Origin of the sequence: Streptomyces sp. NBC_01717 (genome assembly GCF_036248255.1) — a bacterium.
In the GTDB taxonomy this organism is placed as follows: Bacteria; Actinomycetota; Actinomycetes; order Streptomycetales; family Streptomycetaceae; genus Streptomyces.
In genome coordinates, this window is the sequence record NZ_CP109178.1 from 650,852 (window position 1) to 672,749 (window position 21,898).

Annotated in this window: 19 protein-coding genes and 3 pseudogenes; 14 read left to right on the top strand and 8 right to left on the bottom strand. The window is 68.8% G+C overall.

Features of this window, described 5'->3' with window-relative positions:
* The first annotated feature begins 239 nt into the window (after positions 1-239).
* A complete protein-coding gene (locus OHB49_RS03225; protein WP_329157731.1) occupies positions 240-710 on the top strand; it encodes a MarR family winged helix-turn-helix transcriptional regulator in 471 nt (156 codons plus the stop codon).
* Positions 707-2,779, top strand: a complete 2,073-nt coding sequence (locus OHB49_RS03230) for an MFS transporter (RefSeq protein WP_329157732.1) — start codon at positions 707-709, stop codon at positions 2,777-2,779. Before OHB49_RS03225 ends, OHB49_RS03230 begins: the two co-directional genes overlap by 4 nt.
* 148 nt (positions 2,780-2,927) lie before the next feature.
* Here OHB49_RS03230 and OHB49_RS03235 read toward each other — a convergent pair whose 3' ends face one another.
* Entirely contained in the window at positions 2,928-3,548 is a 621-nt protein-coding gene (locus OHB49_RS03235; RefSeq protein WP_329157734.1) for a GNAT family N-acetyltransferase, read from the bottom strand.
* A gap of 313 nt (positions 3,549-3,861) precedes the next feature.
* Between OHB49_RS03235 and OHB49_RS03240 the strand changes: the two genes are divergently transcribed.
* Positions 3,862-4,887: a PP2C family protein-serine/threonine phosphatase gene (locus tag OHB49_RS03240; protein WP_329157736.1), complete on the top strand. Its 1,026-nt coding sequence runs from the start codon at positions 3,862-3,864 to the stop codon at positions 4,885-4,887.
* A 137-nt stretch (positions 4,888-5,024) separates the two neighbouring features.
* On the opposite strand, the gene OHB49_RS03245 is transcribed toward OHB49_RS03240, so the two are convergent.
* Complete coding sequence (locus OHB49_RS03245) at positions 5,025-5,159, bottom strand: hypothetical protein (RefSeq protein WP_267881607.1); 135 nt, start codon at positions 5,157-5,159, stop codon at positions 5,025-5,027.
* Between the two features lie 231 nt (positions 5,160-5,390).
* Between OHB49_RS03245 and OHB49_RS03250 the strand changes: the two genes are divergently transcribed.
* Together OHB49_RS03250 and OHB49_RS03255 are read left to right on the top strand one after the other, a co-directional pair.
* Complete coding sequence (locus tag OHB49_RS03250; protein ID WP_030979145.1) at positions 5,391-5,792, top strand: PPOX class F420-dependent oxidoreductase; 402 nt, start codon at positions 5,391-5,393, stop codon at positions 5,790-5,792.
* A gap of 135 nt (positions 5,793-5,927) precedes the next feature.
* Positions 5,928-6,860, top strand: coding sequence for an aminoglycoside phosphotransferase family protein (locus tag OHB49_RS03255; RefSeq protein WP_329157739.1), 933 nt, complete (start codon positions 5,928-5,930; stop codon positions 6,858-6,860).
* Positions 6,861-7,211: 351 nt separating this feature from the next.
* Here OHB49_RS03255 and OHB49_RS03260 read toward each other — a convergent pair whose 3' ends face one another.
* A complete protein-coding gene (locus OHB49_RS03260) occupies positions 7,212-8,444 on the bottom strand; it encodes a hypothetical protein (protein ID WP_329157740.1) in 1,233 nt (410 codons plus the stop codon).
* A gap of 401 nt (positions 8,445-8,845) precedes the next feature.
* Between OHB49_RS03260 and OHB49_RS03265 the strand changes: the two are divergent.
* Positions 8,846-9,037, top strand: a pseudogene (locus tag OHB49_RS03265) (IS481 family transposase); the annotation flags it as partial.
* A gap of 149 nt (positions 9,038-9,186) precedes the next feature.
* Positions 9,187-9,552 carry a nuclear transport factor 2 family protein gene (locus OHB49_RS03270; protein ID WP_329157742.1) on the top strand — a complete coding sequence of 122 codons (366 nt, stop codon included), beginning with the start codon at positions 9,187-9,189 and terminating at the stop codon, positions 9,550-9,552.
* 87 nt (positions 9,553-9,639) lie between these two features.
* Here OHB49_RS03270 and OHB49_RS03275 read toward each other — a convergent pair whose 3' ends face one another.
* Positions 9,640-10,473: an aquaporin gene (locus OHB49_RS03275; protein WP_052190092.1), complete on the bottom strand. Its 834-nt coding sequence runs from the start codon at positions 10,471-10,473 to the stop codon at positions 9,640-9,642.
* A 38-nt stretch (positions 10,474-10,511) separates the two neighbouring features.
* The gene (locus OHB49_RS03280; RefSeq protein WP_030979158.1) at positions 10,512-10,826 is read right to left on the bottom strand and encodes an ArsR/SmtB family transcription factor; all 315 of its coding nucleotides are present in this window, start codon (positions 10,824-10,826) and stop codon (positions 10,512-10,514) included.
* 296 nt (positions 10,827-11,122) lie between these two features.
* On the opposite strand from OHB49_RS03280, the gene OHB49_RS03285 reads away from it, so the two are divergent.
* Together OHB49_RS03285 and OHB49_RS03290 are read left to right on the top strand one after the other, a co-directional pair.
* Positions 11,123-11,542, top strand: coding sequence for an arsenate reductase ArsC (locus OHB49_RS03285; RefSeq protein WP_030979159.1), 420 nt, complete (start codon positions 11,123-11,125; stop codon positions 11,540-11,542).
* Between the two features lie 271 nt (positions 11,543-11,813).
* The gene (locus OHB49_RS03290; protein ID WP_443079481.1) at positions 11,814-13,445 is read left to right on the top strand and encodes an IS200/IS605 family accessory protein TnpB-related protein; all 1,632 of its coding nucleotides are present in this window, start codon (positions 11,814-11,816) and stop codon (positions 13,443-13,445) included.
* Positions 13,446-13,453: 8 nt separating this feature from the next.
* Here the strand turns inward: OHB49_RS03290 and OHB49_RS03295 are convergent, their stop codons facing one another.
* Entirely contained in the window at positions 13,454-14,062 is a 609-nt protein-coding gene (locus OHB49_RS03295; protein WP_329157751.1) for a DJ-1/PfpI family protein, read from the bottom strand.
* Between the two features lie 410 nt (positions 14,063-14,472).
* Entirely contained in the window at positions 14,473-15,387 is a 915-nt protein-coding gene (locus tag OHB49_RS03300; protein ID WP_329157752.1) for a helix-turn-helix transcriptional regulator, read from the bottom strand.
* 276 nt (positions 15,388-15,663) lie between these two features.
* Between OHB49_RS03300 and OHB49_RS03305 the strand changes: the two genes are divergently transcribed.
* The 4 genes and pseudogenes from OHB49_RS03305 (at position 15,664) to OHB49_RS03320 (ending at position 20,746) form a co-directional block, all read left to right on the top strand.
* Positions 15,664-16,698, top strand: a complete 1,035-nt coding sequence (locus tag OHB49_RS03305) for a zinc-binding dehydrogenase (RefSeq protein WP_329157754.1) — start codon at positions 15,664-15,666, stop codon at positions 16,696-16,698.
* Between the two features lie 85 nt (positions 16,699-16,783).
* Positions 16,784-17,635 (top strand): annotated as a pseudogene (locus OHB49_RS03310) (aldo/keto reductase).
* Positions 17,636-17,782: 147 nt separating this feature from the next.
* The gene (locus OHB49_RS03315) at positions 17,783-18,676 is read left to right on the top strand and encodes an aminoglycoside phosphotransferase family protein (protein ID WP_329157756.1); all 894 of its coding nucleotides are present in this window, start codon (positions 17,783-17,785) and stop codon (positions 18,674-18,676) included.
* Between the two features lie 531 nt (positions 18,677-19,207).
* Entirely contained in the window at positions 19,208-20,746 is a 1,539-nt protein-coding gene (locus tag OHB49_RS03320; protein WP_329157759.1) for a glycoside hydrolase family 43 protein, read from the top strand.
* Between the two features lie 158 nt (positions 20,747-20,904).
* Here OHB49_RS03320 and OHB49_RS03325 read toward each other — a convergent pair.
* A pseudogene (locus tag OHB49_RS03325) lies at positions 20,905-21,498 on the bottom strand (oxidoreductase); the annotation flags it as partial.
* A gap of 19 nt (positions 21,499-21,517) precedes the next feature.
* On the opposite strand from OHB49_RS03325, the gene OHB49_RS03330 reads away from it, so the two are divergent.
* Complete coding sequence (locus OHB49_RS03330; RefSeq protein WP_329157761.1) at positions 21,518-21,664, top strand: hypothetical protein; 147 nt, start codon at positions 21,518-21,520, stop codon at positions 21,662-21,664.
* Positions 21,665-21,898 lie beyond the last annotated feature (234 nt).

Here is a 21,898-nt window from a genome sequence, read left to right on the forward strand (position 1 = left end):
ATCTCGCCCACCAAGGTCGGGAAGGTCATTGACGACAGGGCTCCCCTCCCCCCGCAACATCCGCCGCCACCGGGCGGGAAGGAACGACGGCGGCCAGGCCCTCGGAGGAGGCCACTGCCGTCAGGGGCATGGGGGCGGGCCTGCGAACAGCGGTTCCGGGGATGGCGGCCAGCAGCGCCAGCGCGGGAAACTCCACAAGTAACTTGGCAAAGTCACTTGTGGAGTTTTATGCTCGGGTCATGCACACGAACCCCACGCCGCAGCAGTCCACTGCGACCGCGCAGCGCCTCAACGACGCGATGAAACGACTGCGCGCACGCCTGCGCGCGGAGTCGGGGCAGCATGCGACCGGCCTGACCGCCACGCAGCTCGGCGTACTGGCAAGCGTGGTACGGGAGGGCCCCGTCACTGCTGCCCGACTCGCGACGCTGGAGCACGTCAGCGCGCAATCCATCGCGCAGAGCCTGGCGGTACTCAAGGCCGCCGGGATGGTCCACAGCGAGCCCGATCCGCAGGACGGCCGCAAGAAACTGATGAGCGCCAACGTGTCCGCGACCGAACTCGTCGACAATCTGCTCGCGGGACGCGCCTCCTTCCTGGCGCGGGCCATCGACCAGGTCGTCGCCCCGGACGAGCAGCAGGACGTGGAGAAGGCCATCGAACTGCTGGAGCGTCTGGCCGCGGCCGACCTGAGCGACGGCGCCTTGTGAGTACCGGCGCCGCACAAGCCGACTCTGCGACGAACGGTCTCGCACGCAGGCCCTTCGCGTGGACGTTCACCACCCCGCTCTATGTGGGTTCCAGCCTCAACCCGATCAACAGCTCCATCATCGCGACCGCTCTGGTACCCATCGCCGCCGAGCTGCACGTCTCGGTGGGGGCCACCGCCGTGCTGGTCTCCTCGCTCTACCTGGCCAGCGCCGTCGCACAGCCCACGGCGGGCAAGCTCGCGGAGGTGCTCGGCCCGCGCCGGATCTTCCTGTACGGCGTCGTGCTGGTGCTGCTCGGCGGTCTGGTCGGCGGCCTCGGCCAGAATCTGGCGATGCTGACCGTCGCCCGGGTACTGGTCGGCATCGGCACCTCGGCCGCCTTCCCCTGCGCGATGGTGCTGATCCGGCGCCGCGCCGAGGAGGCCGGTCTGGACGCGCCGCCGGGCGGGGTGCTCGGCGGCATCGCGATCGCGGGCATGGCCACAGCCGCCGTCGGCCCGCCGATCGGCGGACTGCTGGTGGGCGCCGCGGGCTGGCGCTGGGCCTTCCTGATCAACATCCCCGTCACCGCCATCGCCACGGCGATGGCTCTGCGCTGGCTGCCCAAGGACCCCGTGCCCGACCACGGACACAGCGGTTTCCGTAAGGTCGCCGACCGGATCGACCTGCCCGGCATCCTCGGCTTCGCCGGGTCGATGACCGCGCTGGTCATCTTCCTGATGAGCCTCCCCCACGTCGAGTGGATCGCTCTCGTCGTCTTCGTGCTGGCGGCCGTGCCCACGGTCATGTGGGAGCTACGGAAGACATCGCCGTTCTTCGACTTCCGCGGCCTCGCCGCCAATGGCGCGCTCGCCCGCACCTACCTGCGCCAGGCCCTCACCCTTCTCGGCGTCTACTCCGTGATGTACGGCATGACCCAGTGGATGGAAGCCGCACACGGGTTTTCCACTGTGGGGGCAGGACTCCTGCTGCTGCCGATGGGCGCCGTCTCCGCGCTGCTCTCGCGCCCGCTCGCCCGTCGCAACCTGGTGCGCGGACCGCTGATCGCCTCGGCGGTGACCATGCTGCTCGGCTCGGTCGGCATCATGCTGCTCACCTCGCACAGCCCGGCGATCGCGATCGTGCTGGTCTCCCTGATCTTCGGCATCACATCCGCCTCCACCACCGTCGGCAACCAGACCGCCCTCTACCTCGCGGCACCGCCCGACCAGATCGGCACCGCCTCCGGACTGTTCCGGACCTTCGGATACCTCGGAACCATCACCTCCGCCGTGATCGGCAGCATCGTCTTCCGCGACGGGGTCAGCGACCACGGCCTGCACACCCTCGGCATCGTGCTGGTCGCGGCGGGCCTCGCGGTCCTGCTACTGACCGCCCTCGACCGCCGCCTGATGAACCGCGACCCGAACCGGCAGGCCGACACTCCCGACACCTCCCAGAACCCCAAGAGCCCCCACCAAGGAGAATCCAGCGTGAGCACCCCGACCCACCCCACGATCACCCCTGAGCGGACCGCCCTGCTGGCGATGGACTTCCAGAACGGGATCGTCCCCCTCGCCCCCGACGCCGACGCACTCGTCGAACGGGTCAAGGGCGCCATCGCCGACGTCCGCGCCGCCGGCGGCACCATCGGTTACGTCCGCGTCGCCTTCACCGAGAACGACTGGGCAGCTGTTCCGGAGACCAACAAAGCCTTCACCGCGGTCGCCGCGGGCAAGATGCTCCACCACGAGGACACTGCCACCCAGATCGACGAGCGGATAGCGCCCGAGCACGGCGACATCGTCGTCCGCAAGATCCGCTTTGGCTCGGCCTCCACCACCGACCTCCACCAACAGCTGACCGACCGCGGCATCGACACCCTGGTGCTCGCCGGGATCAGCACCAGCGGCGTCGTTCTGTCCACCCTCATGGACGCCGCCGACCGCGACTACCGGGTCTACGTTCTGTCCGACGGCATCGCCGACCCCGATCCCAGGACCCACCAGGTACTGGTCGACAACGTGTTCCCGTCCCGGGCCCATGTCATCGACACCCCCGGACTGCGCGGGCTGCTGGGGTCCGCCTGACACGTCGGACCCCAGCAGCCCTGGCCGGGCAGTGCGGATGCGGCCTCCTCCAGAGTGCGGCTCGTGGTCTCGGGCATTTGTCGTCGGGTCCGAGCAGCCTGTGTTCGCGCTGATCGTGGGTGGCCGGCTGAGTCGGCCCGGCCCATCGTCAGGGTTGGCCCGGGCCCGGAGGAGGGCTGCCCTTCTTCTCACTCGCGGAGCTGTGGGGGAAGTCCGTGAGCTGTCCTGCTGTTCGTACCAGCTCGGCGGTGATGGCCCATCGCTCGTGGTCCCTCCATTCGCCATTGACGTACTGGAAGGCGGCCGAATAGCCCTCGCGCTGGAAGCCCAGACGTTTGACGAGGTTCAGCGACGAGGTGTTGTCAGGCTGGATGTTCGCCTCCAGCCGGTGCAGTTCCAGGGGGCCGAAAGCGAACTGGAGCACGAGCCTCAGCCCTTCGGTCATATAGCCACGGCCGGTCGTGGAGGCGTAGGAGGTGTAGCCCAGAGTTCCGCTCTGGAGGGTGCCCCTGGCGAGGTTGTTGATGTTGACGCCGCCCACGATCGCGCCGCTGCCACGCAGACAAATCACCAAGCCCTCATGTGTGGGCTGCCCGAACCGCTCAAGGTGGCTCTCGAACGCTTCTACCGTGTTCTCGCGGGCGCCGAGCCAGCGGCGAAGCATCTCAGCGCTCTCCTGGGCCAGCACTGTGAGCTCGTCGTAGTCCTGGCGGCGGACGTGGCGTATGACCACTCGCGGCCCTTGCAGGAGGTGACTGGTGATTGCCATCCGGGGATCCTACGCAGCCTGTTCGTGCACACGTCCGGTGGCTCGTGAACAGGTGAACCGCCGGTCCGGCGAGGACCATCCCTGTCGAGGTGGCCATACCGACCCTTTGGTTTCAGCGCAGGACCCGCGCGGATCCGCTCGTCCGCTCTGACACTTCGTCACCCGCAATGCGAAGAAACGGATCTGATGTGCATAAGGTTCCCCTATGTCACATGCCGGTGAAGGGGGTGCGGGAAGGATCAAAGGGCTGCCGCGGTGGCGTCCTCGGCCTGGCAGCGACAGGACGTGGGTCTGGTGGCTCCCCCTGTGGCTGATGGCCGTGGACGTGATGGTGGACCTGGTACTGGTCCAGAACCGCGAACCGCTGAGCTTTCTGCTGGTCGGAGCCCCACCGCTGGCTGCAGCCACCCGGAGCCCGCGGCACACCGCCGCGATTGCCGTCGTATGCCTGGGGATGGAGATGTGGCTGGCATCCCGGCGCCCCGGGCACTTCGACGAACAGCACCACCTGGCCCTCTACATCGCCACTGTGCTGATCGGTATCGCCAGCATCGCACTGTCACGACAGCGGATCCGGGCCGAGGCCAGCCTGGTCCACGCCCGGTCCGTCGCCGAGGCGATGCAGATGACGCTGCTGCGCCCGTTCCCGGAACAGCTCGGTCGGTTGCGGACAGCGGGCTTCTACCAGGCGGGGGAGGGCGGCACGCTGGTCGGTGGTGACTTCTACGAACTGTGCGAGACCCCGTTCGGTGTCCGGGTCATCCTCGGGGACGTACGCGGGAAGGGACTGGATGCGGTCCAGACGGTCGCCACTGTCCTGGGAAGCTTCCGCGTATCCGCCCACGAGTGGAGGGACCTGAGCCGTCTCGCGGAGCGCCTGGAGCTCAGCATCGCCCGCAACTCCGGATGCCCGGACGGCGACGAGGAGCTGTTCGTCACGGCCCTCCTTCTGGAGTTCCCACCTGACGGAGGCTCGGTGAGGATCGTCGACCGCGGGCATCCGTCACCGCTCATGCTCACGCCGCACGGCACGCAACGGCTTCCTACCGCCCCTGGCCTGCCTCTGGGCCTGGGCGAACTCGGCCCCGTGAGCGCCGAGGTCACCACCCATCCGCTGCGGACCGGGGAAGTGATCCTGCTGTACACGGACGGGGTGACCGAGGCCCGGAACGCAGGTGGCGAGTTCTACCCGGTGATCGACCGGCTGACAGATCACTTCGGCGACGGCCGCAGGGCACTGGACCCCGAGGCTCTCGTGTCCTTCATCAAGGCCGACACGGAAAAGTGGTCGGTCGGAGCGGACGACGACCGGGCCGTGATCGCTCTCAGGCTCATGTAGCGGTCCAGGGGCCTTTCGGACCCCGTAGCAAGGAGTCGGCCCGGGCGTCGACGCAGACGTGGGAGCGGCGAACCACGCCCCGAGCAGTGACCGGCGGGCTCGGCTTGGCACGGAACAGTGACTGACAGATGTACTTCTCACTCCACCGGCACGTGCTCCGTGAGTTCGTCGCCGCCGCACCGGTAGGGGTGCAGGCAGGTGGTGCAGTGAAGCACCGCGTCCACGGTCCGTCCGCAACTGGTCGAGCTGTACGGGCGATCCGGCGGAACCATCGCGGCAGCATGTCGATGCGGGAGCCCCACCGCAAGCGCAAAGTGATGTGGCGGACGGTGCGGAAGGCCCTGAATTCGGCTCGGACGGAGCCAGGCGAGAAGCTGTCGGCCCGGGCAACCCCTCTGGATCCGTACAGCCGGTGATCGAAAGTTCAAGGCGGCGGGGGCCGGGTACCCCGCCGCGGCTACCGTTACCCCAGCACCCCACCGAACCGACCCCTGGAGAACCCCGTGCCCGTACCCCTCGGCGAGGACGTGGTGGCGCTGCTGCGCCGCCCCAGCACCTGCTACATCGCTACAACGATGCCCGACGGTTCTCCCCAGCTCACCCAGACATGGGTCGACACCGACGGCGAGCATGTCCTGATCAACAGCGTCGAGTCGCATCAAAAGACCCGAAACATCGCGCGCGACCCGCGGGTCGCCGTCGCAATCGCCGATCCCTCGGAACCGGCTTCCTACGTCCAGATCCGCGGCCGTGTGGTGCGGGTGACCACCGAGGGAGCGGTCGAACACATCGAGGCGCTCGCCAAGAAGTATCTCGGCGGCCCCTACCCATGGTTCGGCGGCCGTGACCAGGTCCGGGTCATCTATGTGATCCAACCCGAACGGATCAGCAGCCCCCGCGGCTGATGATCGTGATGGATGGGTCTTCCGTCCCGACCCCACCCCTGTGAACAGGCAACTCGATGTTCGGCGGGACAACCTGCCGATCGCCAGCTTCGGTGACATCGATCAGCCCTCGGGGCCGGCGCGTAGGGTGCCTGGATGATCGGGATTCCAGAGGCGTTTGCACGGAGCACCGTGGAGCGTGAAGGAGAGCGCGGAGCGGCGTGGCTCGCCGAACTACCCGGGGCCGTAGAGGAGTTGCTGGCGCGCTGGGGGTGCGTGCCGGACGTTGAGGTGATGCATGGGGGTGTCGGGGTCATCGTCCCGGTGCGACGGCGGTCTGACGGGACCGCTGTGCTGAAGGTGTCGTTTCCGCATCCCGGCAACGTGCATGAACCGGACGCATTTTCGGCGTGGGGCGGGCGTGGAGCTGTCCTGCTTTACGAGCGCGACGACGAGCGGTTCGCGATGCTGTTGGAACGGATCCGGACGTCGACCCTTGCAGAGGTTCACGACGGCGATGAGCTGGTGACGATCGCCGGGCGGATCAGTCGCCGACTGGCCATCCCCGCGCCTCCCGGCCTGCCCCGGCTGCGGGAGCAGGCCGGCGCCTGGGAGGTGCAGCTGCGCAAGGATGCCGGGGAGCTGGCGCACACACTGTCGCGTTACGTGGTGGACGCCGCCGTAGCGACCGTCCGCGAGCTGGGCCGCGTGCAGCCGGACACCCTCATCCACGGCGACCTCCACGCCCGAAATATCCTGCGCGCCGACCGCGAGCCATGGCTGGCCGTCGATCCCAAGGGGTACGCCGGAGATCCTGCTTACGACAGCGGCACGCTGCTCAAGTCGCGTGCGCTGACGCTCCTCAAGGCGGACGACCTGCGCAAGGCTGTCCACCGCACGCTGTCCGTCTTCGCCGAGGCCGCGGAACTCGATCGCGAACGCGCCCGACGCTGGGCGCAGTTCCACGCCGTCCAGGCTGCGTTTTGGGGCCGCCGACACGGATTCCGTACAGCCCGCAGCGGATCACGACTGGACTGGCTCACCGAATTCGTGGACCGCCTGGCGGAGTTGCTCACGGAAGACGCCTAGGCGGTTCACCGCAGCCATGCCGCCCGGCCACGGCACCGGCACCGGCACCGGCACCGGCACCTTGACCGTCCTCGCCATGGCATACGCCGGTTCAACTTGCCTTGCCGCAGGGACAACGCCCAGGGAGACGGAGCGCCGAGGGCCCGCAGACGGTCCTCCGCCTGCGGGCCCTCAGGACACACCTCGGGATCAAGTACGGGTTCTGCACCCACAGCGGGCCCCTCGGGCCAGGCGGCGGTGTGAAGTGCCACGGGGTGGGCGGAATCGGGAGTGGAGCGGAGTCCGCGAGGCAGACGGGAGGTGCCGACCCGAGCGTGTGATTGGAGCAGAAGTCCCCGGTCAGGTCTGGTGTCAGTTCACGCAGCCGGTGACGGCGCCGGTGGGCGCGCAGTGGTTGGGATGGTTGTTCGCGACCTTCGTCCGGTCGATCGTGGCAGTGCCGCCGGGCTGCTCGTAGATCCCGCCGCCATCACTGCCCGTGCCATCGGCACGGTTCCTACTGACCTCGGAACGGATCAGAGTCGCGGTTCCCGAGCCGGCGAACAGGCCGCCGCCCTGAGAACCCGCAGCGGTCGTCCGATTGCCCTTGAGCTTGGTCCCATCGAGGCGCGTGGTACCGCCGCTCCAGATGCCGCCGCCCTGGGTACCTGCGGTGTTGTCCTGCACCGTGCTTCTCCGGGCGTTCAGCTCCTGCTGGCTGAGGATGCCGCCGCCCACGTCGGTCGCGCTGTTTCCGCTGACCCAGCTGGAACGAAGATTGATGATCGAGTTCCCGGAACCAAGGATGCCGCCACCGTCGGCTCCCGCGCCGGTCGCCTTGTTCCGGCTCACATCCGTGGAGTCAAAGGTGCCGGTTGTGCTGACGAGGTACACGCCGCCACCGCCGCTGGCGCCAGTGGCAGTGTTTCCGTTCACCTTGCTGTGGTTGAAGGTGACGGGGCCCGAGACCCCGACGCCGCCCCCGAAGCCGGCCGTGTTCCTGCTTACCTCGGTGCGCGTGAGGGTGACATCGCCCAACGATGAGATTCCGCCGCCGGCGCTATCGGCGGTGTTCTTCTCCAGCTCGCTCGAAGTCACGGTGATGGTGCTCTCGGGCTGCCCGTTGATGGCGCCGCCGTCGATGGTGGCGTGGTTGCCGGTCAGCTGGCAGCTGATGACGGCGATGGAACCAAAGACGAGGGCGACGCCGCCGAAGGGGGTGCTGCCGTTGCGGAGGGTGAGGCGGTTGAGCGTGAGTTCACCGTCGGTGGCGCCGACCCGGAACAAGCGGAACTCCGGGGTACCGGGAGCACTGGAACGCTCGATGACCGTGCGCTTGCCACCCTTGAGGGTGATGTCCGTTGTGATGTCGGGAAAGCCGTTTTGGCTGCCGACGGTGTTGGCGTCGGTGAGGGTGTAGGTGCACTTGGGTGCCAGATCGATGGTGCCGCCGCCCGCGCCGTTGGCGGTGTCGATGGCATCCCTGAGTTCCTCGACGTTGCAGCCGACGTGGACGACAGCTGCCTGGGCGGGGACGGCCGGCACCAAAGCCAGGCCGAGGGACAGTGCCGCGACGGCGCCGCCCGTTCTCGCGACGAGTCTCATGAGCACTCCAGACATGAGTGAGGCCCGAGGGCCGGTCCCCGAATACACCGACGGCATCCGGGAGCAGGGAAGATTGACGACAGCCACAACCGGGGCGGGTGAGGGGGCCGTGCCTGCCGGGTGCGAGACTTAACCGGGCCGATTGACCCGTAAACACATCTGCCGCCAGGCGGATCAACCCACAGCCCGCCTGACACGGCATCAGCCTCGGCGGCCCATGCGGGCGAGGCCTCGTCAGCTGGAACCTGATAGAGCCCAGTCCGGATGCCTGGCGGGCACCCAGCTCATGAGCCGCTCCTGCACAGCCCGCTCCCGTCGGTCAGGTACTCCCCCGCCTCCTGCCGACAACGGCAGTGGCCTGGCAAGCAGCGGCGGTCGACGGCCCGGACAAGAACCTCCTCAACGGCGTCGGATACGCCTACCCGCATGCCGCCCTGGACGACCACACCCGCCTCGCTCACACCGAGGTCCTGCCCGACAGGACCACCTCGACCTGCACCGGCTTCCTGACCCGCGCCACAGCGTGGTTCGCCGCACGAGGCATCAACGTCGAACGTGTCCTGAACGACAATGCCTGGGCCCACACCAAGAATGACAGGACTTGTGCCTCGGTTCCGGAGGCAGTTGGTGCTCAGTCCAGCCCCACATGTTGACGGGAAGCGACGTCGTCACCGGTGTCGCTGCTTGTGCTGCGTGAACCAATTCGCTGTGACGTGATGGCGAACATCCGTAGGGTCCATACATGACAGACGAGAGTGAGCGTGCCGTACAAGCGGCCATTGAGGCGGAGATGCGGCTTCTCGACCCTGCCGTGCGCGCTTCGCCGTCCCTGGTCTCCCAGCTGCTGGACCCGGAGTTCCTCGAGATCGGAGCGTCGGGGCGGCGCTGGGACGTGACGTCGATTCTCACGGTGCCGAGCGACGGTTCGGTGGCCCCCGAAGCTCGGGTCGAGGTCAGTGACATGTCGGGGGCCGTACTCGCACCCGGCATCGTTCATCTGACGTACTTCACCGACCACAGCGGGCGCCGAGCGTGGCGGAGCTCCGTGTGGCGTCTGACGGAAGTCGGCTGGCGCATGTACTTCCACCAGGGCACTTTGACGGGCTGAACGATCAGTGGCCGCTCGTGCCGGCCCCCTCGGGGGCCAGGCAGTCAGCCGGATACCGAATGCGCGGCCGGACCTCAATCGCCATCGTCAGGGATGAGGTTCGCCATCCCGGGGTAGGCCTGCGACGCCACGACCCACCGTTGGACGGGCAGGCTGCTCGGCGACGTCCCGACCTGGCATGAAGATGAGCGTGACCAGCGCCAGTCCCACCACTGCGCCGACGAGTTGCACGCCGATGAAGCCCGCGACAGAGCCCGGCGCGATGCCGGCGAAGGTGTCGGTGAAGGCGCGGCCGATCGTCACCGCCGGGTTGGCGAAGGATGTCGAGGACGTGAACCAGTAGGCGGCGCCGATGTACGCGGCGACGGCCGCGGGGGCAAAGCGCAGGCGGTCGGTGCGGGCCAGGCCGAAGATCAGCAGGATCAGTCCCGCGGTGGCGACGACTTCGCCCAGCAGCAGGTGCCCGGCCGAGCGGTCGTGCGTGGACCACTTCATCAGCGGCTCGCCGAACATCGCGTCGGCCAGCACGGCACCCGCGATCGCGCCGATGATCTGCGCGGGGACGTACACGGCCGCCTCCCGCAGGGTGACTCCGGCACCGCCGCGCCGGGCGGTCCACCACTCGGCCAGCGTGACGGCCGGGTTGAAATGAGCGCCGGAGACCGGGCCGAGCAGGGTGATCAGAACCCCGAGCCCGAAGACGGTGGCCAGGGAATTGGCCAGCAGTTGGAGCCCGACGTCGTGGGTCAGCTCGGTGGCCTGGATGCCGGAGCCGACCACGACCGCGACCAGGGCCGCCGTGCCGAACAGTTCGGCGGCGGCCTTGGCGACCAGTGGGGTACGGGGAGGGGTGGCGCCCGGAGCGGGCTGCGGCTCGGCCGCTATGGGGGACCCCGCGGCGGACTCGTGGGTGGCGGTCAACAAGGACTCCTCGGTGCTGTCGCAGCGGGCGACGGGGATCAGGGGCAGGACCGCTTGACGTTGTTCTCGGCGGTGGCGCGCGCGGCCTCCGCGAGGTCGGCGAACTGGCCGGCGAGGGAGGCGATGACGTCGGGCTTGAGCCGGTAGTAGGTGAATCGGCCGCACGGCTCCGTCTCGACCACGCCCGCCTCCCGCAGCACCTTCAGATGGTTGGAGAGGTTGGTCTGCTTGGCACCCGTCTCCTCGACCAGATGCGTGGTGCAGAGCGTCTCCTGGGCGAGCAGGGTCACGATCCGGAGTCTGAGCGGGTCGGCCAGAACCCGGATCAGATCAGTGTCGACTGACGTCATCATGGACTGATACTCTCACATCACTCCGAGCTGATACCAGCCCGGCCTGAACCCTGGGACCCGAACCCCAGCGAGCGGATTGTCATGACTTGGTCCTCATACCCCGTTCGGCCCGCGGCCGGTGGTCGCGCAGGCCATGACGAGGCAGGTGCCGACGTGGCCCATCGCTTCCGCAAGCCGCTGACCGACGAGGTGATCCAGGCAGCCGACAACGCCATCGCCATCGGCTGCCGAGCGCTTGAACCTCCGTCCCGCACCGCCGACTGAACCACTCGATCCACACAGTGAAGGACGAATCGATGCCCTCCGCCCCGCTCGCCTCCGTGCTCTTCGTCTGCGTACACAACGCCGGTCGCTCGCAGATGGCCGCCGGATTCCTGAACCACCTCGCGGGCGACCGGATCGAGGTCCGCTCCGCCGGTTCCATCCCGGGTGACCAGGTCAACCCGTCCGCGGTCGAAGCCATGAAGGAACTCGGCATCGACATCTCCGACCAGAAGCCGAAAATCCTCACCACCGAGGCCGTGCAGGCGTCCGACTACGTCATCACGATGGGCTGTGGCGACGCCTGCCCGATCTTCCCCGGCAAGAAGTACCTCGACTGGGCGCTGGAGGACCCGGCGGGCAAGGGCGTCGAGTCCGTCCGTCCGATCCGCGACGAGATCAAGACCCGCATCGAGGCCCTGATCGCCGAGATCGACGCCAAAAAGGAGGCGTGAGCGCGGTGACCGCGGGAGACGTCATACGCGGTGATCGCCGGATACACCGCCCGCCTCAACACCGCAGATCTCTTGCAGGCGGCCGCGACAGGTTGATGGCGGGGGGGTGGTGAGCTGCTGTCGGTTTACTGAGCTGAAGTGAGTAGTGGTGAGCGCAAGTGAGTCCTGTGGGTGGATTGGCGGGGGTGGGAACGGGAGTTCTGGAGCCGAATGGGTGACCTTGGCGGCTGCTGCTCGTTGACTGGATGGCGGGTGTCCTTGAGGGGGTGATGTGGTGGGTGATTCACGGAAGCTGACGGCATCCTTCGTGGCGTCCGGGCCGTGCGGGGTGGCGATCCGGGACCGTCTCAAGCACCTCACCCCCCAGGACGAGGGGGTGCTGCGTGCGGTCGGTGCGCACCAGGGTGCGCTGGCTTCCCGTGATCTCAAGGCTCGCTGCGCGGACGGTCTGGAGCACAATGCGGACACCTGGGCGGCGCGCAAGCGGGAACTGACCGGGGTGTCATCGTCGCGGATCGCGGGTGCGATCACGAAGGCCACCCACGATCAGTGGGCGCTGGCGCGCCGCTGCCAGGCGGCGCACATCCAGAAGCTGGCGGCCGGGATCAAGACGCTGCGACACCGCCTGTCCCTCCCGCTCGGGGAGAAGGGGACCAAGCGGGCCGCGGGCGGCTATCGGTCGAAGAACGAGTGGTTCCGCAAGTCCCGCCGCCTCGCGATGCTGGAGGCGCGGCACACGGCTGCTGTCGCCGACTGGCAGGCCGGACGGGTCCGGGTGGTACGGGGCGGCAAACGTCTCTTCAACACCCGCCACCACCTCGCCCAGGCACAGCTGAGCGAGGAGCACTGGCGGGAGCGGTGGGAGGCGGAACGCTGGTTCATCGCTGCCGATGGTGAGTCGGGGAAGCGGTTCGGGAACGAGCCGATCCGCGTCACCCCGGACGGCGAAGTGTCCATCAAGCTGCCCGTTCCGCTCGCGCACCTGGCCAACACCCGGAACGGCCGGTACGTCCTCACCGCCACCGTGGCGTTCGCGCACCGGGGCGCGGAGTGGGCCGACCGCATCACCGCGAACCGGGCCGTCGCCTACCGCATCCACCTCGACACGGAGCGCGGCCGCTGGTACCTCACCGCATCCTGGCAACGCCCCGCCGTGCAGACCATCCCGCTCGCCGCCGCATGCGCCCGGGGCGTGATCGGCGTCGACACCAACGCCGACCACTTCGCCGCCTACCGGCTCGACCAACATGGCAACCCGGTCGGCGACCCGCACCGCTTCGGCTACGACCTGTCCGGGACCGCCGGCCACCGCGACGCACAGATCCGCCACGCCCTGACCCGGTTGATCAACTGGGCGGTGCGTGCCGGTGTCGCCGCGATCGGCATCGAAAACCTCGACTTCACCGCCGAAAAAACCCGGGAGAAGCACGGGGGCCGCAAGCAGTTCAGGCAGCTCATCTCCGGCATGCCCACCGGCAAGCTCAAGGCCAGGCTGGTATCGATGGCCGCCGAGCACGGCCTGAGCGTCGTCGCGGTCGACCCGGCCTACACCAGCCTGTGGGGTGCGCAGCACTGGCAGAAACCACTGACCACCCCACACCGAAAGATGTCCCGTCACGATGCCGCCGGTATCGCGATCGGGAGACGCGCCCTTGGACACCCGGTCCGGCGTCGGACGGCACCGCCCCCACACGACCGGAGTGATCGTGCGGGGCATCGGACCGCCCAGGCCGAACCAGGCGACCGGGGACGTGAGGGAACCCGCCCACCCACAACGGACCGGCCCCCTGGAGGGCCGTCGCCGAGCGGGAAGCGAAAGCGGGAACCCAGTGCATCCAACACCGTTCGGGATGCACCCAGCACGCAGCAGTGGGTCCAGGACTCACTTGTGTGCACTGGCTAGGAACGGTCTCAGTGCAGTGCAACCTCGCCCGCGTGGACAGCACGCATGGCGCGCCCGACAGTCTCCTGATTTTCGCCGACCGGAGCCACGTAGTCGATGACGTGGCGCGCGGCGTCCTCCCCGAGCATTCGAGTGATCACCCACGTGGCGAGATACTGGGACGCCAGGCAACCACCCGCCGTAGCGATGTTCCCCTCGGCGTGGAACGGCGCGTCCAGCACGGTGACGTCACAGGCTTCGACGAAGGGCCGGCTCTTGCTGTCCGTGCAAGCCGGCATGCCATCCAGCAACCCGAGCCTGGCGAGCACCAGTGCGCCGGAGCACTGCGCACCGATCAGCTGTCGCGAAGGGTCGAGCAGCAGCCTGGAGATCAGCCGGTCGTCGGCGACCACGTCTCGCGCCTTCACCCCGCTGCCGATCAGCACGACGTCGGCTTCGGTCACGAACTCCAGCGGGCGCTGTCCGGTCACCTCGACGCCGTTCATCGACGTGACCACCGGCGTCGGTGTCGTAATGAAGGCTTCCAGGCCGTCCTTACGGCACCGGTTGATCAGCGCGGAAGCGATGAAACTGTCGAGCTCGTTGAACCCGTCAAAGGTGACCACGGCTACCTGCATCACATCTCCTTAAAGCAAGAACGGCAGCAGATCTGCAGTCTCCCCGGCGAGCCGTTCCGGAGCGAGAGCCAATCAGCGGTCGGTGGCCTGCCTACCGCCACTCGGCATTTCGAGCCCCGCGCCTGAGTGCCGTACTTACGGGCCCGCCGACCTGCTGACCTCCCGAGGCTCGCCCTGGAACGGCGCCACCGCCGACGTTCTCGACAGCCTCTCGAAGTCAGCACCTGACGACGATGAAGGCCACCAACAACATGCCACCAAAGCGTTCGCCCAGCCGGCCCGAATCCGTCGGCTGACCGCGCTCGGCCTGAGCTTGGACGAGGTCAGGGGCGTGCCGGCGGACGGCGCGTGGTCGGGGCAGAGCCGCGGGTCGTAGCGGCAGAGGGCCCACCGTGCTTCGACGCATGGCGTCAGGACGGTGTGTGCGGGTTCGCCTCGTCGGTCGCAGCCGGGCGCGCTACCGGTTGGGGGGCGGTCATGTCCAGCAGGAGCATGGCGTCGTGGTCGGGAGTGCCGGGTTCGGCGACGTAGACACCGAGACGCTGGCCCGGGGTGCCCTCCAGCTGCATGGACTGGGCGGCGAGCGTGATCGTGCCGACGTGCGGGTGGTGGAACGTCTTGTGCGCCGGCTTGCGGCCGGTGACGTCGTAGCGCTCCCACAGCTTGGCGAAGTCAGGGCTCTTAAGCAGCAGTTCACCGACGAGGGCAGTCAGGTCGGGGGCGTCGGGCGCCGTTCCGGCCAGGGCGCGCAGGCGGGCGACGCAGGCGCGGACCTGCTTGTCCCAGTCGGGGAACAGACTGCGGGCCGTGGGGTGCAGGAAGAAATAGCGGGCGAGGTTCCGCTGCTTGGCGGGCCAGTCGTCCAGCCCCGCATACAGCGCCAGCCCTCCGGGGTTCCAGGCGAGCATGTCCATACTGCGGCTGACGATGTACGCCGGGCTCGGGCGCAGCGTCTCCAGCAGCAGCTTCAGGTGAGGGCGGACGGTGCGGCTCGGTGCGGGTGGCGGCTCGGGCGCGTAACGGGCGGCACGGGCGGCCAGCTGTCGCAGATGGTCGTGCTGCTGGTCGTCCAGCTGCAGGGCGCGGGCGAGGGCGTCGAGCACGGAGGGGCTGGGGCGGGTCTCCTTGCCACGTTCGAGGCGGACGTAGTAGTCGATGCTGATACCGGCCAAGGTGGCCAGCTCCTCGCGGCGCAGACCCGGGGTACGGCGCAGGCCCACGCCGACGGTGAGGCCGACCTGGTCGGGCGTGGTCTGGGTGCGGCGGGCGCGCAGAAACCGGCCCAGCTCGGAACCGCCGTCACTGCTGCTGTCCTCGGATGCCATGTACTTCAGTCTCACACCCTCTGACCTGTATGGCGTGCGTGCTGGGGGGCCCTGTCATTACCCCTGAACGCCATTCCCCGGCATGACCCGGCCTGCCTGTCCGGCGCGCGGGGCGGCACGGTGGATGACGTCGCCACTTCACGTCTTTCCAGTGGGGGTGCCCCTTGGGCCCCGGTGCCAGGACGTGCCCCGATCCGGCAGTGCCAGGCCGAACCTCATAGAAACGCCCCCTCTCCGCCGCGAGCGGCGGAATCCTCCAGAGCAGGAGCACCTTTCATGCGTGCAGCAGTGATGTACGGAGCCGGAGACGTCCGGATCGAGGACCGTCCCGACCCGAAGATCCAGCAGCCCACCGATGCCGTCGTGCGCACCGTCCTGTCGTGCGTGTGCGGCAGCGACCTGTGGCCCTACAAGTCGATGCCCGCCACCGACACCGGCCGCCCCATGGGACACGAGTTCCTCGGCGTGGTGGAGGAGACCGGTCCACGGGTCACCTCCGTCAAGCCCGGGGACGTCGTCGTCACCCCGTTCACGTACTGCGACAACACCTGCGACTTCTGCGCCAGGGACCTGCACATCTCGTGCCGTCATGGGGGCCGGTACGGCATTGACGGCGTGGACGGCGGCCAGGGCGAGGCGGTGCGCGTCCCGCAGGCCGATGGCACCCTGGTCAAACTGCCCGTCGGCGCCGACTCCGCCATGCTGCCCTCGCTGCTGACCCTGTCGGACGTGATGGGCACCGGCCACCACGGCGCCGTCACGGCGGGCGTCAGCCACGGCGACTCCGTGCTGGTCGTCGGAGACGGCGCGGTCGGCCTCTGCGCGGTCATCGCCGCCAGGCGGCTCGGTGCCGAGCAGATCATCCTCATGGGGCGACACACCGATCGGACCGACCTGGGCCGCGAGTTCGGCGCTTCCGAAGTCGTTGCCGAGCGCGGAGAGGAAGGCGTCGCCCGCGTACGGGACCTGACCGGCGGCGACGGCGTCGAGAAGGTCATCGAGGCCGTCGGCACCCGCCAGACGCTGGAGACCGCTCTCGGCGCGGTCATCGACGGCGGCACCGTCAGCCGCCTGGGCGTCCCACAGTACGAGGAAGGGCCCGTCGGCCCGTCCATGATCATGCGGAACATCACCCTCACGGGCGGTGCGAGCCCGGCCCGCGCCTACATCGAAGAGTTGCTGCCGGACGTCTTGGACGGCAGCATCGCCCCCGGCCGCGTCTTCGACAAGAGCTTCTCCCTCGACCAGGTTCCGGACGCCTACCGGTCCATGGCCGACCGCCGCGTCCTCAAGGCCCTCATCACCCTCTGACCAGGACTGCCACCCACGCGGTGCCGGCCTCTGGCCGACCCCTGGCCGGCCCCCACCCCCCATCACCCGCGAAATGGAAAATTCGATGCAGACCGTCACCCTGAACAACGGCATCGACATGCCGATCCTGGGCTTCGGCGTATTTCAGATCCCCCCGGAGGAGACCGAGCAGGCCGTCGCCGACGCTCTCGCGGCCGGCTACCGGCTGCTCGACACCGCCGCCGCGTACCAGAACGAGGAGGCCGTCGGCCGCGCGGTCAAGAAAAGCGGCGTCCCACGCGAAGAGCTGTTCGTCACCACGAAGTTGTGGATCCAGGACGCGCCTGCGCAGGGGAACACCGAGCGCGCCTTCGAGACGTCGCTGAACAAGCTCGGCCTCGACTACCTCGACCTGTACCTGATGCACCAGCCCTACGGCGACGTGTACGGCCAGTGGCGCGCCATGCAGGACCTCTACCGCGAGGGCCGCATCAAGGCGATCGGTGTCGCCAACTTCTAACCTGACCGGCTCGTCGACCTCATCGTCAACAACGACGTCACGCCCGCGATCAACCAGATCGAGACCCACCCGTTTTTCCAGCGCACCGCCGACCAGGAGCTCATGCGCGAGCACGGGGTCCAGATCCAGTCGTGGGGCGGGTTCGCCGAGGGCCGCAACAATCTGTTCACCCACCCGGTCCTGAGCGAGATCGCCGAGAAGCACGGAAAGTCCGTGGCTCAGGTCGCGCTTCGCTGGTTGGTCCAGCGCGGCGTCGTCGCGATCCCCAAGTCGGTGCGCACCGAGCGCATGGCGGAGAACATCGACGTCTTCGACTTCGCACTCACCGACGACCAGATCGCGTCCATCACCACCCTGGACACCGGCGGCTCGCTGTTCTTCGACCACCGCGACCCTGCCGTCGTCGGCCGGCTCGGCAAGCGGCGCCTGGACAACTGACCGATCGGGGCGCATGGGCTTCCTCGACGACGAGGACCGGCTTCCGCCACTGGCCCTGATCCGGCAGCGCGGCAGGCGGATATGGGCTCCGGGGCATGGTCCGACTATGCGACGATCACCGCAGGAACGGAGAGATCTGGGAGGAACATGGGCAAGATACACGCGGACGAAGCGGAGACCGACGACGACCTGGTCCGGCGGCTGCTGCGTGCTCAGTTCCCCCAGTGGGCGGACCTGCCGATCACCCGGCTCGCCTCCGGAGGCACGGTCAACGCGATCTACCGGCTCGGCGAGGACCTGACCGTCCGGCTGCCGCTGCGCGCCGGCGGTACCGAGGCCATCACGATGGAGGCACGGCTCCTCCCCCGGCTGGCGCCGCTGCTGCCACTGCCGATCCCGGAAGTGGTGGCGACCGGCGCCCCGGGTGAGGGGTACCCCTTGGTCTGGGCAGTGCACCGGTGGATCGAAGGTCGCAACCCGGTCGAGGGGGATCTGGCCGAGCCCGAACTCGTGGCCCGTGACCTCGCGGAATTCGCCGTCGCCATCCGCAAGATCGATCTCCCCGGCGGACCGCCCGCGCACCGGGGCAAGCCTCTGATGGCCGAGGATCAGGAGATGCGGGCAGCGATCGAAGCGCTGCGCCGCACCGACGAACCCTTCGACGCCGACGAGATCACCGCGGCCTGGGAGGAGGCGCTCGCGGCACCACTGTGGACGGGCCCGGCCTGCTGGACGCACTCCGACCTCATGCCGAGCAATGTGCTGCTCGCCGGCGACCACGTCTCGGCAATCATCGACTTCGGCACCGTGGGGATGGGTGAACCGGCCACCGACCTCATCCCGGCCTGGAACCTGCTGCCCGCCCCGGTGCGGCGGGTGTACCGCGAAGCGGCGGATGTGGACGATGCGACCTGGGCCCGCAGCCGGGGCTGGGCGCTGTCCATGGCGGTCATCCAGCTTCCGTACTACCGGACGACCAATCCGATCATTTCGGCCAACGCCCGGCACGTCATCCGAGAGATCCTGGGGACCTCAACGTAGGGAAGGTCAGGGTCGACGCCCCCGGGCGTCTGCCGGGTCCTCCACGTCCCGAGCCCATTCTTCACCGCGCGAGCCCTCCAGCAACGTCCCGAAGTAGGCGTCGGCGCCGGCCGGCAGGTGATCCCATCGAAGCGCTTCGACGTCGCGGCGAAGGCTATCGATGGATTTTTGCATGGGAAGAATGAGATGCGACACTGGCATCTCAAGTAGGCCTAATTCATCAGTTCATGATGGGTCGTTGACATCTCACTGGCCCATATGCCAGTTTCGAAGCGCTTCAACGATCCTGGACATGTGGCCCGCTTCGGCTCTGCCGCGCCCGGTCGCCACCAGCCGTCGCCGAACCACCGCACGCCTAGGGGGTTTCCCGCAGTGAGTTCCGCCTCCGTGCCTGCCGACCTGCCCTCCGAGGCACCCGCCGGGCTGCCCGGAGACCGGCTCCCGTAGCGCGCCCCCCTGACAGCCGTCCACCGGACTTCATCACCCCGCGAGGGAAGTTCCCCGCGGCCCGACCACACCTCAGGGACGGACATGGCGTTCTTCGACAATCCCGTGATACCCGGCTTCAGTCCGGACCCGAGCGTCTGCCGGGCCGGTGACGACTACTACGTGGCGACGTCCAGCTTCGAGTACGTACCCGGCGTACCGCTGTGGCACAGCCGTGACCTGGTGCACTGGCGGTTGATCGGGCATGCCTTGGACCGGCCCTCGCAGCTGGGGTTGCCCGACACGGCCCCGGCCTCCACAGGGGTGTACGCGCCCACGCTGCGATACCACGACGGCCGGTTCTGGCTGATCACGACCGTGGTCGCCGGGGCGGGCAACGTCCTGGTGACCGCGGACGACCCCGCGGGACCGTGGTCGGATCCGGTGCCGGTCGACGTACCGGGCATCGACCCCGACCTCGCCTGGGACGAAGAGGGGAACTGCTGGTGCGTGTTCTCGTCGGACGGCATCCGCGGGGTGCGGATCGAGCCGAAAACAGGCGAACTGCTGGGCGAGCCAGTGGCGATGTGGTCGGGAAGCGGGCTGCAGTATCCCGAGGGCCCGCACCTGTACCGCGTCGGCGACTGGTGGTACCTGCTGCTGTCGGAAGGCGGAACGGAACGCGGGCACGCCCTGTCGGTCGCCCGGGCCCGCACACTGCCGGGGCCGTTCGAACCGCACCCGGCCAACCCCGTGCTGTCCCACCGAAGTACCGGCCACCCGGTGCAGAACACCGGCCACGGCGATCTGGTGCAGGCACACGACGGCACATGGTGGATGGTGCTGCTGGGCACCAGGCCCCGCGGTGACACACCCATGTATCACGGTCTGGGCAGGGAAACATTCCTGGTACCGGTGCGGTGGGAGGACGAGTGGCCGCTGCCCGGACCACTGGAGCTGCGCGCGCCGGCTCCGGCGCTGCCGCCGCATCCCTGGCCGGACGAACCGCACCGGGACGACTTCGACTCCACCACACTCGCACCCTGCTGGGTGTCGCTCAGGCGACACGACACGACCGCCGTTCGCCTCGACGAGCGGCCGGGCCACCTGGTGCTGCACGCTCGCGCGGACAGCCTCGACAAGCCCGGCGCACTCTTCGTGGGACGGCGCCAGCGCGACCCCGACTGCAGCGCGCGCTCGCTGGTCGAAGTCGCCGAAAGCGGCAGGGGCGGGCTCGCGGTACGGCTGGACGAGGCACACCACTACCAGGTGGAGACGGGCAACGGCACGGTCCGCGCGGTCGCCAGGATCGGCCCGCTGCGCCACACCATCGCCGAACAGACCGTGCCGTCCGGTCCCGTGACCCTGCGGATCGACGTCACCACCACGGATGTACTGCCACCCACCGTCACGTTCCGCAGCACGGACCCGGAGCACGCTGTCCCGCCCGGCCTCCGCGTCGGCGGCCCCGACACCCTCCGTCTGGGGTATGAGACGCCCGGCGGCGACTTCGAGGTCCTCGCCGAACTCGACGGCCGCTACCTCACCACCGAGGTTGCCGGGGGCTTCACCGGACGCGTCATCGGCATGTACGCCACACACGGCAGTGCGGCCTTCGACTGGTTCGAGTTGCGGCCCGCCTGACGAGCGCTCCCCCACCACGGCCCACCCCCGGCCATGGCGGATCGGGCCCCGGTGGGGACCGTCGGGCGATGCCGAGGGCGTGCGAGCCCGACCAGGTGCGCAAGCAGGGGGCGGCTCGGCCTGGAAGGGTGACGTCAGGCTTCTCACCCCCCGCGCTGTCATGGCGGGTCGGGGAAGGTGATGCCGGTCAGCCCCTCGGAGACGGTCCACAGGCGTCGGGCGGCGGCCGTGTCACTGGCCGCCTGCGAGCGAGCGGCCAGGGTCGGCGCGCCGCGCCTTTCGAACCTGCCGTCGGGGCCGACGAAGCTCGCGCCGGGCAGGTCCTGGACGGCGGCGTACAGGGTGTGCAGCGAGCCGGCCCGGCTGTCCTGGGCGATCAGCCGGTTGCCCAGCCGGAGGAAGACGCCCCGCAGGGAGCTGGCGTCGTTTCCCTGGAGGTTGGTGCCGGCCCAGCCGGGGTGCGCGGCCAGCGCGCGTACGGGCGAGCCCGCCGCGACGAGCCGTCGTTGGGGCCCCAGCGTGAAGAGCAGGTTTGTGAGCTTGGACTGGCAGTAGGCGGCCATCGGCGCGTACTCGCCGGTCAGGTCGAGGTTGTCGAAGTGGATGCGGGGACTGCCCGGGGTCTTGTGAGCGGTGGACGAGAGGGTCACCACGCGGTCGGTGATGTGTGGCAGCGACAGGTTGGTCAGGGCGAAGTGGCCCAGGTGGTTGGTGCCCAACTGCATCACGAAGCCGTCCTTGGTGCGGGCCTCGCGGCGAGGTGCGAAACGGGTGCTGGAACGTGTTGCTCTTCCGGTCTTCGCGGCGTTGCACGGCTATGCCGGCCTGACCGTGAGCGGCATGCTGCCACCAGAAGTCGCCGAGCACGGACTGGACGACGTGATCGCGTCCATCGTGCGTGGCTGTCTGCCTGAGTAGAGCCCGGAGCAGAGCGAGCGGGCCGGCCCTCGCACGCCGCCTGAAGGTCTGGTGCGCACTCCCGCGCGGCGGTCGGTCCTTCGACATCGGCCCACCAACCCGTTCTTCCAGTCCGGCCCGACCCGACGACGCCAGTCACCAGCCGGGCTGGACAGCGACATTGGGAATCAGTAGTGGACAGCGATTGACTCACACGGCGCGCCGGACTCGCTATACGATCAACTGTCGACGGTG

Bases quoted from the DNA above. Each gene is read 5' to 3' on its own strand.
- OHB49_RS03225 (WP_329157731.1), top strand. From the start codon at position 240: ATGCACACGAACCCCACGCCGCAGCAGTCCACTGCGACCGCGCAGCGC.
- OHB49_RS03235 (WP_329157734.1), bottom strand. From the start codon at position 3,548: ATGGCAATCACCAGTCACCTCCTGCAAGGGCCGCGAGTGGTCATACGC.
- OHB49_RS03240 (WP_329157736.1), top strand. From the start codon at position 3,862: ATGGCCGTGGACGTGATGGTGGACCTGGTACTGGTCCAGAACCGCGAA.
- OHB49_RS03245 (WP_267881607.1), bottom strand. From the start codon at position 5,159: ATGGTTCCGCCGGATCGCCCGTACAGCTCGACCAGTTGCGGACGGACC.
- OHB49_RS03255 (WP_329157739.1), top strand. From the start codon at position 5,928: ATGATCGGGATTCCAGAGGCGTTTGCACGGAGCACCGTGGAGCGTGAA.
- OHB49_RS03260 (WP_329157740.1), bottom strand. From the start codon at position 8,444: ATGAGACTCGTCGCGAGAACGGGCGGCGCCGTCGCGGCACTGTCCCTC.
- OHB49_RS03270 (WP_329157742.1), top strand. From the start codon at position 9,187: ATGACAGACGAGAGTGAGCGTGCCGTACAAGCGGCCATTGAGGCGGAG.
- OHB49_RS03280 (WP_030979158.1), bottom strand. From the start codon at position 10,826: ATGATGACGTCAGTCGACACTGATCTGATCCGGGTTCTGGCCGACCCG.
- OHB49_RS03285 (WP_030979159.1), top strand. From the start codon at position 11,123: ATGCCCTCCGCCCCGCTCGCCTCCGTGCTCTTCGTCTGCGTACACAAC.
- OHB49_RS03295 (WP_329157751.1), bottom strand. From the start codon at position 14,062: ATGCAGGTAGCCGTGGTCACCTTTGACGGGTTCAACGAGCTCGACAGT.
- OHB49_RS03300 (WP_329157752.1), bottom strand. From the start codon at position 15,387: ATGGCATCCGAGGACAGCAGCAGTGACGGCGGTTCCGAGCTGGGCCGG.
- OHB49_RS03305 (WP_329157754.1), top strand. From the start codon at position 15,664: ATGCGTGCAGCAGTGATGTACGGAGCCGGAGACGTCCGGATCGAGGAC.
- OHB49_RS03315 (WP_329157756.1), top strand. From the start codon at position 17,783: ATGGGCAAGATACACGCGGACGAAGCGGAGACCGACGACGACCTGGTC.
- OHB49_RS03320 (WP_329157759.1), top strand. From the start codon at position 19,208: ATGGCGTTCTTCGACAATCCCGTGATACCCGGCTTCAGTCCGGACCCG.